This is a genomic window from Streptacidiphilus sp. MAP12-33 (assembly GCF_041261265.1).
In the GTDB taxonomy this organism is placed as follows: domain Bacteria; phylum Actinomycetota; class Actinomycetes; order Streptomycetales; family Streptomycetaceae; genus Streptacidiphilus.
Map to the genome: position 1 here is coordinate 113,767 of NZ_JBGCCA010000008.1, position 13,006 is coordinate 126,772.

The 13,006-nt window shown below is 73.6% G+C and carries 6 protein-coding genes; 5 read left to right on the top strand and 1 reads right to left on the bottom strand.

Going from position 1 to position 13,006, the window contains the following annotated elements; all coding sequences use genetic code 11:
- Nucleotides 1–9 precede the first annotated feature (9 nt).
- From ABH931_RS10775 to ABH931_RS10790, 4 genes are read left to right on the top strand one after another with little or no spacing between them, the layout of a single operon-like run.
- Complete coding sequence (locus tag ABH931_RS10775; protein WP_370112126.1) at nucleotides 10–4,608, top strand: amino acid adenylation domain-containing protein; 4,599 nt, start codon at nucleotides 10–12, stop codon at nucleotides 4,606–4,608.
- The gene (locus tag ABH931_RS10780; RefSeq protein ID WP_370112127.1) at nucleotides 4,605–8,759 is read left to right on the top strand and encodes an amino acid adenylation domain-containing protein; all 4,155 of its coding nucleotides are present in this window, start codon (nucleotides 4,605–4,607) and stop codon (nucleotides 8,757–8,759) included. The genes ABH931_RS10775 and ABH931_RS10780 overlap by 4 nt, the downstream gene beginning before the upstream one ends.
- On the top strand, nucleotides 8,756–9,142 hold the full coding sequence (locus tag ABH931_RS10785; protein WP_370112128.1) for a nuclear transport factor 2 family protein: 387 nt from the start codon (nucleotides 8,756–8,758) through the stop codon (nucleotides 9,140–9,142). The genes ABH931_RS10780 and ABH931_RS10785 overlap by 4 nt, the downstream gene beginning before the upstream one ends.
- A 38-nt stretch (nucleotides 9,143–9,180) precedes the next feature.
- Complete coding sequence (locus ABH931_RS10790) at nucleotides 9,181–10,263, top strand: branched-chain amino acid aminotransferase (RefSeq protein WP_370112129.1); 1,083 nt, start codon at nucleotides 9,181–9,183, stop codon at nucleotides 10,261–10,263.
- Nucleotides 10,264–10,289: 26 nt separating this feature from the next.
- Here ABH931_RS10790 and ABH931_RS10795 read toward each other — a convergent pair whose 3' ends face one another.
- Nucleotides 10,290–11,249, bottom strand: a complete 960-nt coding sequence (locus ABH931_RS10795) for a helix-turn-helix transcriptional regulator (RefSeq protein WP_370112130.1) — start codon at nucleotides 11,247–11,249, stop codon at nucleotides 10,290–10,292.
- Between the two features lie 104 nt (nucleotides 11,250–11,353).
- On the opposite strand from ABH931_RS10795, the gene ABH931_RS10800 reads away from it, so the two are divergent.
- Entirely contained in the window at nucleotides 11,354–12,811 is a 1,458-nt protein-coding gene (locus tag ABH931_RS10800; RefSeq protein WP_370112131.1) for an MFS transporter, read from the top strand.
- Nucleotides 12,812–13,006: the final 195 nt, after the last annotated feature.

Sequence of the window (13,006 nt, forward strand, 5' to 3'; positions counted from 1 at the left end):
CGGGTGGCCGTGATTCCGCTGTCCTTCGCGCAGTCCCGCCTCTGGTTCCTGCAACAGGTGGACGGGCCAAGTGCGACCTACAACGTGCCGCTCGCGGTGCACCTGCGCGGGGACCTGGACGTCGCGGCCCTGCGGGAGGCGGTGACCGACCTGGTCACCCGGCACGACACGCTGCGCACCGTCTACCCCTCCCGGGACGGGATGCCCTGGCAGCGGGTGCTGACCGCCGAGGCGGCCCGCAGGCAGCTGCCGTGGAGCGAGGCGCGGTGCCGCGCCGAGCACCTCGACGCGGAGCTCCACCGGGCCGCCCGGCCCGGGTTCGACCTGGCGCGGGACCTGCCGATCCGGGCCCAACTGCTGACCGTGTCCGACGCCCCGGTCGAACAGCCGCACCACGTACTGCTGCTGACGATGCACCACATCGCGACCGACGGCTGGTCCCTGGCCCCGCTGACCCGGGACCTGGCCGCCGCCTACCGCGCCCGCCACCGGGGAGAACAGCCGGGCTTCGCCACGCTGCCTGTCCGCTACGCGGACTACGCCGAGTGGCAGCAGGAACTGCTCGGCTCGGCGGGGGAGGAGGGCAGCCTCGCGGCCGAACAGCTCGCCTACTGGCGCTGGGCCCTGAAGGACCTGCCGGAGGAGCTGCCGCTGCCGGCGGAGCGCCCGCGGCCCAAGGCGCCCTCCGGGCGCGGCACGGTCCTGCGGGTGGCGCTGGACGCGGACCTGCACGCCGGCCTGCTGGCGCTCGCGCGGCAGCAGCGGACGACGCTGTTCATGGTGCTGCACGCGGCCTTCGCCGTGACGCTGACGCGGCTCGGCGCCGGGACCGACATCGTGCTCGGCACTCCGGTCGCCGGGCGGCTCGACGAGGAACTGACCGAGCTGGTGGGCTTCTTCGTCAACACCCTGGTGCTGCGCACCGACACCTCGGGCGACCCGGGCTTCGTCGAGCTGCTGGACCGGGTGCGGGAGGCGGACCTGGACGCCTTCGCCCGCCAGGAGCTGCCGTTCGAGCGGCTGGTGGAGGCGCTCAATCCGCGCCGGGTGCCCGGCCGGACGCCGCTCTTCCAGTTCATGCTGCTGCTCCAGAGCCACGAGGCGCCCGTCCTGGACCTCCCGGGCCTGGCGGCGACCACCGAGGTGGTCGAGCTCGACGTCGCCAAGTTCGACCTGACCGTCGAGCTGGCCGAGCACCGCCGCGAGGGCGCCGCCGCCGACGGCATCGACATGCTGCTGAAATTCGCCCCGGACATCCTCGACCGGGAATTCGTCGAGGCCCTGGCCGAGGAATTCGAGCAGGTTCTGCGCACCGTGGTCGCGGACCCCGCGACAAGACTTCTGAGCACCACGAGAACCGATCCAAATTCCGTGAAGACCGTGCAGGTGAGAAAGGGACGCCAAGCCATGACGGACGACATACCGCTCTCCTACGCCCAGCGGCGGCTGTGGTTCCTCAACAAGCTGGAGGGGCCCAACAGCACCTACAACGTCGCCCACACCATCCGCCTGCGCGGGGCCCTCGACGTGGCCGCGATGTGCACCGCCGTCTCCGACGTCGTCGGCCGGCACGAGGCGCTGCGCACCGTGTTCCACGAGATCGACGGCGAGCCCTACCAGCGGGTGGTGGACTCCGGCGAGGCGCGGGTCGAGGTGCCCTTGCTCGACGTGCCGGCCGGGGCGCTCGCCCTGGAGCTGGACAACGCCGCCCGCCGCGCCTTCGACCTGCGCACCGAACTCCCGCTGCGCGCCGACCTCTTCGCGGTCGGCCCGGAGGAGCACGTGCTGCTCCTGGTGATGCACCACATCTGCAGCGACGGCTGGTCGCTCGGCCCGGTGATGCGGGACCTGGCCGCCGCCTACGAGGCGCGCAGCGCCACCGGCGAGGCCCCGAGCTGGGAGCCGCTGCCGGTCCAGTACGTCGACTACACCCTGTGGCAGCAGGACGTGCTCGGCACCGCCGACGACCCGGACAGCCTGCTCTCGCGCCAACTCGGCTTCTGGCGCGAGGCGCTGACCGGCCTGCCGGAGGAGCTGACGCTGCCGGTGGACCGCCCGCGTCCGGCCGAGGCCAGCCACCAGGGCGCCATCGTGATGCGGACCATGGACCGCGACCTGCACCGCCGCGCGCTGGCCTTCGCCAAGGAGAACAACGCCACCCTCTTCATGGTGCTCCAGGCGGCCGTGGCCGGTCTGCTCACCCGCCTCGGCGCCGGCACCGACATCCCCTTCGGGACGCCGACCGCGGGCCGCACCGACGAGGCGCTGGACGACCTGGTCGGCTTCTTCGTCAACACCCTGGTGCTGCGCACCGACGTCTCCGCCGACCCCAGCTTCCGCGAACTGGTCGCCCGGGTGCGCGCCAGCGACCTGGAGGCCTACGCCAACTCCGACGTGCCCTTCGAGCGGCTGGTCGAGGAGCTCAACCCGGTCCGCTCGCTGGCCCGCCACCCGCTCTTCCAGATCATGCTGGTGGTCCAGAACAACGCCGAGGCCAAGCTGCAGATCGCGGGCGTCGACGTGGAGATCGAGCCGGTGCTCACCGGCACCGCCAAGTTCGACCTCACCTTCGGCATCACCGAGCAGTACGACGAGCACGGCCCCGCCGGTCTGTTCACCGTCGCCGAGTACGCCACCGACCTGTTCGAGCGCTCCTCCGTCGAGCAGCTGATCGCCCGCCTGGAGCGGCTGCTCGGCAGCCAGCTGGCCGAGCCGGACGCGCCGGTGGGCCGGCTGGAGGTGCTCTCCCGGGCCGAGCGGCAGACCCTGCTGGTCGACTGGAACGACACCGCCGCCGACTTCCCCGCCGACCTGGGCGTGCACGAGCTCTTCGCGCAGCGCGCCGCCGAGCACCCCGACGCCCTCGCCCTGGTCTTCGAGGACGAGCGGATCAGCTACGGCGAGCTGGAGCAGCGCGCCAACCGGACAGCCCGGCACTTCGCCGCCCGGGGCATGGGCCGCGGCGACATCGTCGGCGTCTACCTGGAGCGCGGGATCGAGCTGGTCGTCGCCGTGCTGGCGGTGCTCAAGGCCGGCGCCGCGTACACGATGCTGGACCCGGAGTTCCCGGTCGAGCGGATCACCGGCCTGCTGGAGCAGACCGGCGCCCGCTTCGACGTGACCCGCTCGGGCCTGGCCGGCCGGATCGGCACCGGCGACGGCGCCCGCACCGAGATCGTCCTCGACGAGGACGCGGCCGTCGTCGCGGAGCTCTCCGCCGAGCCGCTCGGGCGCACCGCCCAGCCCGGCGACGCCGCCTGCGTGATGTTCACCTCCGGCTCCACGGGGCTGCCGAAGGGCGTCGTCTCCCCGCACCGCGCGATCGTCGGCACCCTGGTGGGTCAGGGCTTCGTCGACTTCGAGGCCCCGCACGTGTGGTTGCAGTGCGCGCCCGTCTCCTGGGACGCGTTCGCCCTGGAGCTGTTCGGACCGCTGCTCTCCGGCGGAGTCTGCGTGCTCCAGCCGGGCCAGCGCCCGGAGCCCGCCGTCATCGCCCGGCTGGTGACCGAGCACCGGATCGACACCATGCACGTCTCCGCGAGCCTGCTCAACTTCCTGCTGGACGAGTACCCGCGGGTCTTCTCCGGGCTCTCCCAGGTGATGACCGGCGGTGAGGCCGCCTCGGTCTCGCACGTGATGCGGCTGATCCACGAGCACCCGCAGCTCAAGCTCGTCAACGGGTACTCGCCCGCGGAGAGCATGATCTTCACCGTCGCCCACGAGATCACCGCGGCCGACGGCGAGGGCGGCCCGATCCCGGTCGGGCGGGCGCTGCGCAACAAGCGCCTGTACGTCCTCGACGACTCGCTCGGCCCGGTCGCCCCGGGCGTCGTCGGCGAGCTGTACATGTCCGGCGTGGGCCTCGCGCACGGCTACGCGGCCCAGCCGGGGCTGACCGCCTCCCGCTTCGTGGCCTGCCCGTTCGGCGCACCCGGCGAGCGCATGTACCGCACCGGCGACCTGGTCCGCTGGCGCACGGACGGGGTGCTGGAGTTCCTCGGCCGCGCCGACGACCAGGTCAAGATCCGCGGTTTCCGGGTCGAGCCCGGCGAGATCCAGACCCTGCTGGCGACCCACGAGGGCGTCGCCCAGGCGGTGATCGTGGCCCGCGAGGACGTGCCCGGCGACAAGCGCCTGGTCGCCTACCTCGTCCCGGCCGGCCCGGAGACCCCGGACACGTCCACGCTGCGCGCCTTCGTCGGCGACCGGCTGCCGGAGTACATGGTCCCCTCCGCCTTCGTCGCCGTGGACGCGCTGCCGCTCACCCCGACCGGCAAGCTCGACCGCCGTGCGCTGCCCGCCCCCACCTACACCGCCACCGGCGCCGGCCGGGTGCCGCGCAACGAGCAGGAGGAGAAGCTCTGCGGCCTGTTCGCGGAGATCCTCGGCCTGGAGGGCGGCGTCGGCATCGACGAGAGCTTCTTCGACCTCGGCGGCCACTCGTTGCTGGTCACCCGTCTGATCAGCCGGGTGCGCTCGGTGCTGGGCTCTGAGCTCACCATCAAGGCCGTCTTCGAGGCCCCGACCGTCGCCGGGCTGGTCGGCCGACTGGGCAGCGCGGCCAAGGCCCGCCCGGCCCTGCGCGCCCGGGTCCGGAGCACCTCGTGATCCCCCTCTCCTACGCCCAGGCGCGGATCTGGTTCTTCGAGCAGGCGGAGGGCCACCAGTCGGAGGGCGGGGACGACACCTACAACCTGCCCTACGCCCTCCGGCTGCGCGGCCCGCTGGACCCCGCCGCCCTGCGGGCCGCCCTCGGCGACCTGCTGGAGCGCCACGAGGCGCTGCGCACCGTCTACTACGAGCACGACGGCCGCCCCTACCAGCGGGTGCTGACAGCGGATCAGGCGGGCCTGCCCTGGGCGCAGTCCCAGGTCGCCGAGGACGGGCTGCGGGCGCTGATCGACGCCGACTGCCGGGCCGGGTTCCGGCTGGAGACGGAGATCCCGATCCGCGCCCGGCTCTGCACCGTCGGGCCCGAGGACCACGTGCTGCTGCTGGTGATGCACCACATCGCCAGCGACGGCTGGTCGCTGGCCCCGCTGGTGCGCGACCTGGCCGCCGCGTACGCGCGGCGCGTCCAGGGGATGGCCCCCGACTGGGAGCCGCTGCCGGTCCAGTACGCCGACTACACCCTGTGGCAGCAGGAACTGCTCGGGGACGTCGAGGACCCGGACAGTCTGATGGCCCGCCAGCTCGACCACTGGCGCACCGCGCTGGCCGGTCTGCCCGAGGAGCTGCGGCTTCCGGCGGACCGGTCCCGCCCGGCGGCCCGCACCTACCGCGGCTCGGCGATCGCCGTCCACGCGGACGCGGAGCTGCACCGCCGGCTGATCGCCTTCGCCCGCGACCGGCAGGCGACGGTCTTCATGGTGGTCCAGGCGGCCCTCGGCGCCCTGCTCACCCGGCTCGGCGCCGGCGAGGACATCCCCGTCGGCTCGGTCACCGCCGGGCGCACCGACGAGGCGCTGGAGGACCTGGTCGGGTTCTTCGTCAACACGCTGGTGCTGCGCACCGACACCTCCGGCGACCCGACCTTCCGCGAGCTGGTCGACCGGGTCAGGGAGGCGGACCTGAGCGCCTTCGCGCACCAGGACCTGCCCTTCGAGCGCCTGGTCGAGGAGCTCAACCCGCCCCGGGTGCTGGGGCGCCACCCGCTGGTCCAGATCATGCTGCTGGCGCAGCAGTCCGACGCGGACGGCTCGGCCGCGGAGAGCTCGGCCTGGCCGGGCCTGACCGCCGAGTCCGTCGCGGTCGGCACCGACGCGGCCAAGTTCGACCTGACCATCGCGGTGCAGGAGCAGTACCGCTCCGGCGAGCCGGACGGGCTCCGCTTCGTCATCGACCTCACCACCGACCTCTTCGACGAGGACACGGTGACCCGGCTGGGGGAGCGGCTGGTCCGCGTCCTCGGCGCGAGCCTGGCCGAGCCCGGGCGCCGGATCGGCGGCCTCGACCTGCTCACGGCCGAGGAGCGGACGGCGGCGCTGGCCGCCGCCGAGGGTCCACGTCTGGACCTGTCCCGCGAGCCGCTCGTCCCCGACGCGATCGCGGCCCTCGCCCGCACGACGCCGGACGCGCCGGCCCTCGAATGCGGGGAGGTGACCCTCACCTACGCCGAGCTCGTCGGCCGGGCCGACGCCTTGGCGGCCCGCCTGACGGCCTCCGGCGTCCGGCGCGGCTCGCTCGTCGGCATCTGCCTGGACCGCGGCGCCGACGCGGTGGTCGCCATGCTCGCCACCCTCCGCGCGGGCGCGGCCTACCTCCCCCTCGACGCGAGCTACCCGCCCGACCGCATCGCCTTCGTCCTTCAGGACTCGGCAGCGGCAGCCGTGGTCACGACGACCGCCCTGGCGGCGGCGCTGCCCAAGGGGGCAGGCGTCCGGCTCCTCCTGCTCGACGCGCCACCCGCGTCCACCGCGCGAGCGCGGTCGACGGGCCATCCGGCGGATGGAGCGGCGGAGCTGGAGACCGCCGATCCGCCCGTGCTCGGCGCGGGAGCGCCGGGACGACCGGGGCGGAGTGGGCCCTCGGCGCAGGGCGCAGGGCGGCCCGTGGCCGCGCCCGCCGCCCCGGCGGCGGGGCTCACGGGGGCCGACGCCGCGTACGTGATCTACACCTCCGGGTCGACCGGGCGGCCCAAGGGGGTCGTCGTCGAGCACCGGCAGCTCGTGGACCTGTGCGCCTGGATGGGGCACGAGTTCGCGCTGCGGCCCGGTGACCGGGTCGGGCAGGTGGCCAACGCCGGGTTCGACGCGTCCGTCATCGAGATCTGGCCCACGCTCGTCGCGGGAGCGACGCTGTGTCTGGCCGAGCAGCGGGTGCTGGACGACGCCGACGCGCTGCCGCAGTGGCTGGAGCAGAGTGGCATCACCGGCAGCTTCCTCCCCACGCCCCGGCTGGAGGCCGCGCTGGACCGGCTGGTGGAGCGGCCCGGGGCGCTGCGGTTCCTCTACGCCGGCGGTGACGTGCTGCGCCGCTGGCTGCCCGAGGGGACGCCGTTCCGGGTGGCGAACATGTACGGGCCGACGGAGTTCACCGTCGGGGCCACCACGTTCGACCTCACCCCCGAGTCCGCGCACCCGGGCGAGCTGCCGCCCATCGGCGGGCCGAACGCCAACACCCGTGCCTACGTGCTCGACAGCGGCCTCGCCCCGGTGCCCGACGGCTGCGAGGGAGAGCTCTACCTGGCGGGGGAGGGCGTCGCACGCGGCTACCTCGCGCGCCCGGCGCTGACCGCCGGCCGTTTCGTCGCGGACCCGTACGGTCCGCCCGGCAGCCGGATGTACCGCAGCGGCGACGTCGTCCGCCGCCGCCCGGACGGCGCCCTCGCCTTCGTCGGCCGGGCCGACCAGCAGCTCAAGCTGCGCGGCCTGCGGATCGAGGCCGGAGAGGTGGAGGCCGCGCTCGCCCGGCACCCGGCCGTGGCGGAGGCCCTGGTCACTGTCCACACCGGCGCGGTCGGGGCGCAGCAACTGGTCGGCTACCTGGTGCCCGGCCCCGGCGCCGAGCTGCCCGAGGCCGCGGAACTGGCGGCGCACGCACGGGAGTTCCTGCCCGAGCACATGGTGCCCACGGCCTGGGTGCCGCTCGCGGAGCTGCCGCTGACGCCCAACCGCAAGATCGACCGGGCGGCGCTCCCCGCGCCCGCGCCGGTCGCCCAGGGGCCGTCCCGCCCACCGCGCACCGAGCGCGAGGCGGCGCTGTGCGAGATCTTCGCGGAGCTGCTGCGCCCCCACTCCGACGGTGACGGCGGTGACGGCGGCGACAGGGGTGTCGTCGGTGCCGAGGACGGCTTCTTCGCCCTCGGCGGCCACTCGCTGCTAGCGACGCGGCTGGTCAGCCGTATCCGCACCGCGTTCGGCGTGCGGCTCGGGCTGCGCGCGGTCTTCGAGGCGCCGACCCCGGCAGCCCTCGCCGCGCTGGTCGACCGGGCCACGGCCGGGGACACGACGGCGACGGGAGGCTCCGGCCTGGAGGTGCTGCTGCCGCTGCGGAACACCGGTGCGCTGGCGCCGTTGTTCTGCGTCCACCCCGCCGCCGGCATCAGCTGGGTCTACTCCGGCCTGTTCAGTGCGCTGGAACCCGAACGACCGCTGTACGGACTCCAGTCGCGGGCCTTCGAGGACCCGGCGGGCGCGCCGTCCGACCTGGCCGCCATGGCCAAGGGCTACCTCGAGGAGGTCCGCACGGTCCAGCCGCACGGCCCCTACCACCTGCTCGGCTGGTCCTTCGGTGCCGGTGTGGCGCACGAGATGGCGGTGCAGTTGCAGCAGTCCGGCGAGGAGGTCGCCCTGTTGGCGATGCTGGACGGCTACCCGCCGCTGCCGGACCAGGAGCGCGTCTGGGCGCCGGACGATCCGGTGACCCTCGCCGCGCTGCTCGGCACCCTCGGCTACCCGCTGCCCGAGGAGCCGCTCACGCCCGAGGGCTACCGCGCCCTGGCCACCGCCGGCGGACCGCTGGCCGGCCTGGAACCGCGGCTGCTGGACGCGCTGCCGCGCGTCTTCGCCGCCAACCTCAGCCTGCTGGAGGGCCACCGGCCCGGCCTCTTCCACGGCGACGTGCTCTACGTGCACGCCGTGGCGGACAAGACCGCCGCCTCGCCGCGACCGGAGCTGTGGCTGCCGCACCTGGACGGACGGCTCGACCGGCACCCGATCGACTTCGCCCACGCCCTGCTGACCACCCCGGAGGCCGTCGCCGCCTACGCACCGCTGCTCACCGCCCGTCTCGACCACCCCTGGAGCGTCGCCGCATGAGCGTGCCCGCAGAGACCACCACCCTCGTCCCTACCGGCACCGAACAGGTGCTCCGTTTCTACGCGTTCGTCGACGGCGGCGACGCGGACGCGATGTCCGCGCTGTTCGCGCCGGACGCCGTCTACCAGCGCCCCGGCTACCCCGACCGGATCGGCCCCGAGGGCCTGCACCGCTTCTACACCCAGGAGCGCACCATCCGCGACGGCGGGCACGTGCTGCACCACCTGATCGCGGAGGGCCCGGACATCGCCGTGTTCGGCGAGTTCCACGGCACCCTGCACAGCGGCGCGCCCGTCGACCTGCGCTTCGCCGACTACTTCGGCGTGGGCCGGGACGGCCTGTTCACCCGCCGCGAGACCTACTTCTTCGCCCAGCTCGCCTGACCCGACGTCGACACAGACCACTGAGGAGGAACCCCACCATGACCGCCATCGCCGAGCCGCCCGTCGCCCCTGTCGCTCCCGTCGAGGTCGTCCGCAACCCCGGCCACGGGGAGTCGTTCACCGCCCACATGGTCAGCGCCGAGTGGAGCGAGGAGACCGGCTGGACCGCGCTCGACCTGGTCCCGCTCGCCGACCTGACCATCCACCCCGGCATGATCGGCCTCCACTACGGCCAGGTCGCCTTCGAGGGACTCAAGGCGCACCGCCGCATGGACGGCGCGATGGGCGTCTTCCGGCCCCGCGACCACGCCGCGCGCTTCCAGCGCAGCTGCCGCCGGCTCGCGATCCCGGAGCTGCCCGAGGAGACCTTCGTCGAGGCCCTCGACCTGCTGATCTCCGCGGACCAGGGCCACCTCTCCGACGACCCCTCGCACAGCATCTACATCCGCCCGATCATCTTCGCCACCGACACCTCCCTGATGCTCCGGCCGTCGCGGACGTACCGGTTCCTGCTGATGGCCTTCGTGGCCGGCGGCTTCTTCGGGGAGGACGTCGAGTCCGTCTCCGTCTGGATCAGCCGCCAGTTCGTCCGGGCCTTCCCCGGCGGCACCGGCGACGTCAAGATCGCGGGCAACTACGCCCCCTCCTTCCTGGCCCAGCGCGCCGCGGAGGCGGCCGGCTGCGCGCAGGCGGTCTGGCTGGACGCCCACGAGCGCCGCTACGTCGAGGAGATGGGCGGGATGAACATGTTCCTGGTCCGCGGCACGGGTGCGGACGCCCAGGTGATCACCCCGCAGCTGACCGGCACCCTGCTGCCGGGCGTGACCCGCCGCACCATCCTCGCCCTGGCGGAGCGCCTCGGGCACTCCGTCGCGGAGGAGAAGCTCACCGTCGACCAGTGGCGCGAGGAGTGCGCCTCCGGCTCGATCACCGAGGTCTTCGCCTGTGGGACGGCGGCCGTGGTGACCCCGGTGGGGCGGGTGGTCGACGGCGACTCCGGTTGGACCATCGGCGACGAGGGCCGCCCGGGTCCGGTCACCCTGAGCCTGCGTCAGGCCCTGATCGGCCTGCACCACGGCGAGACCCCGGACCCGGAGGGCTGGCTGCACCTGGTGCGCTGAGTGCGCGCGTGGAGCCCGCGCGTGCCCTACTCGGTGACGGCCTGCCGCGCGCGTTCGCCGAACGCGCGCAGCTGCTCCACCAGCGCGGGAGGGGACTGGACCGTGAAGGGGAGGTCCAGCATCAGCAGGCGGACCGCCGTCCAGTCGAGGCGGTCCGCCTCCGCGCTCCAGCGGGTGCGCCCGGGGGAGAGGGCGGCCAGGTCGCCGGGCGCGGAGGCGCCGAGACGGGTGCGGACGGTCTCCGCGTCCGCGTCGAAGTCGACGACCATGGGCGCCGACGGGTACATCCGGCGCAGCTTGTCCTGGACGAAGGCCGCCGCGTCGGTCGCCGGGAGTTCGCGGGCGCTCGCGCGGCCGCCCGTGGCGGCCGGGTCGACGAGGCGGTCGACGCGGAAGAGCCGCCAGTCGTCGCGGTCGAGGTCCCAGGCGACGAGGTACCAGCGGCGGCCCGTCGCGACCAGGCGCTGGGGTTCGACGTGGCGGCGGGACTCGGCGCCGTCCGAGGCGCGGTAGGCGAAGCGGACCCGCTCGTGGTTGCTGATCGCGCCCGCTATCACCGTCAGCACCGCCGGCTCGACGCGCGGGCCGCCGCCCGTCATGGTGACGACGGCGCTGCCGAGCGCCCCGACCCGGTGGCGCAGCCGGGACGGCAGGACCTGCTCCAGTTTGGTCAGCGCGCGCAGCGACGCGTCCTCGATGCCGTCCACCGCGCTGCCGGCGGCCGCGCGCAGGCCGACGGCGATGGCGACGGCCTCCTCGTCGTCCAGCAGCAGCGGCGGCAGCGCGCGGCCCGCGACCAGGCGGTAGCCGCCGATGGCGCCCATCGACGCCTCGACGGGGTAGCCGAGCTCGCGCAGGCGGTCGATGTCGCGCCGGATGGTCCGGGTGGTGACCTCCAGCCGGTCGGCGAGCTCGGTGCCCGACCACTCCCTCGGGGTCTGCAGCAGCGAGAGCAGATTCAACAGTCGTGCCGAGGTGTCCATCATGTTTTCCAGGTTCGGCGCCCACTAGGACAGGTGCTGTCCTACATGCCCCATAGCTTAGGTGGTGTCAGGGAGCGAGCAGCACGAAGGAACGGCAGGAGACTCTCATGAGCACCACCGGAGCCACGGACCGCAGGCGTTGGATCGCCCTCGCCGTCGTCATGACGGCGAGTTTCATGGACCTGGTCGACGCGACGATCGTCAACATCGCCATTCCGAGCATCCAGCGCGACACCGGCGCCGGCTTCAGTGCGATCCAGTGGATCACCGCCGGGTACGCACTGGCCTTCGCGGTCGGCCTGATCACCGGCGGCCGCCTCGGCGACATCTACGGCCGCAAGCGGGTCTTCCTGATCGGCACGGCCGGCTTCACCGCCGCCTCCCTGCTCTGCGGGCTGGCCGCCAACCCGGAGATGCTGGTCGCCACCCGGATGCTGCAGGGGGCCACGGCCGCGCTCATGGTGCCGCAGGTGCTGTCGATCATCCACGCCACCTTCTCCGGCGAGGAGCGCGGCAAGGTCTTCGGGATGTTCGGCGCGATCATCGGTCTCGCCGCCGTCACCGGCCCACTGCTGGGCGCGCTGCTGACCACCTGGAACGTCTTCGGCCTGGAATGGCGCCCGATCTTCCTGATCAACCTGCCCTTCGGCATCGCCGGCCTGGTTCTCGGCCGCCGCTTCATCGACGAGTCCAGGGCCCCGCAGGCGCTCAAGCTGGACCTGGTCGGCGTCGCGCTGGCCACCGCCGGTCTGCTGATGGTGATGTACCCGCTGGTCCAGGGCAAGGAGAACGGCTGGCCGGTGTGGGGCTGGGTGCTGATGGCGGCCGGCGCCGCGACGCTCGGCGGCTTCGTCCGCTACGAGCGGTTCAAGGGCGCCAAGGACGGCTCGCCGCTGGTCGAGCTGGGCCTGTTCCGGACCCGCAGCTTCGCCGCCGGCATCGGCGTCCAGCTGGTCTTCGGGGTGGGCATGGGCATCTTCTTCCTGGTGTGGACCCTCTACATGCAGATCGGCCTCGGCTGGACCCCGCTGCACGCCGGTCTGACGGGCCTGCCGTTCACCGTCGCCTGCTCGGCCGCCGCCGGGATGTCGGTCCAGCTGCTGGTGCCGCGCCTCGGCAGCCGCCGGGTGCTCCAGACGGGCGCGCTGACCACCGCCGCGGGCGCGCTGCTCTACGTCGGCGAGGCCTACCGCTACGGCCAGGGCATCCACTCCTGGCAGATGGCGCTGCCGCTGCTGGTCATGGGCGCCGGGATGGGCATGATCTTCTCGCCGCTGACCGACGCGGTCCTCTCCGAGGTCCCGAGGCAGCACGCGGGCTCCGCGTCCGGCCTGATCAACACGACCAACCAGCTCGGCAACGCCTTCGGGCTGGCGCTGGTCTCGGTCGCCTTCACCGGCTCGACGGTGATCCGCTCCTTCGGTCACGCGATGTTCTGGATGGTCGGCGCGCTGGCGGTGGTCACCGTCCTGATGGCCGCGCTGCCCAAGCGCGGTGCGCACGGCCCCGAGGCGCTCGCCCCGGCCGACTCCGAGGCCGCCGACCAGGCGGTTCTCGTGAGCTGACCGCTCGCGGCACAGGGCCGCAAGGCTCGTCCAAGGCCGGGTGGCCAGGCTGCTCGCGACACGTCGCGAGGGGCCCGGTCACCCGGTTTCGCACGATGACCCGGCGTGTATTAGGGTGGTATCTCGACATCAAGATATCTGCCGCTACACTCGACCTGGATCGCGTGAGCAGCGCGCCCGGAAGACCCAGAACAC

Excerpts from the sequence above, each read along its gene's own strand:
- ABH931_RS10795 (WP_370112130.1), bottom strand. The coding sequence starts at position 11,249 with ATGATGGACACCTCGGCACGACTGTTGAATCTGCTCTCGCTGCTGCAG.
- ABH931_RS10790 (WP_370112129.1), top strand. The coding sequence starts at position 9,181 with ATGACCGCCATCGCCGAGCCGCCCGTCGCCCCTGTCGCTCCCGTCGAG.
- ABH931_RS10800 (WP_370112131.1), top strand. The coding sequence starts at position 11,354 with ATGAGCACCACCGGAGCCACGGACCGCAGGCGTTGGATCGCCCTCGCC.
- ABH931_RS10785 (WP_370112128.1), top strand. The coding sequence starts at position 8,756 with ATGAGCGTGCCCGCAGAGACCACCACCCTCGTCCCTACCGGCACCGAA.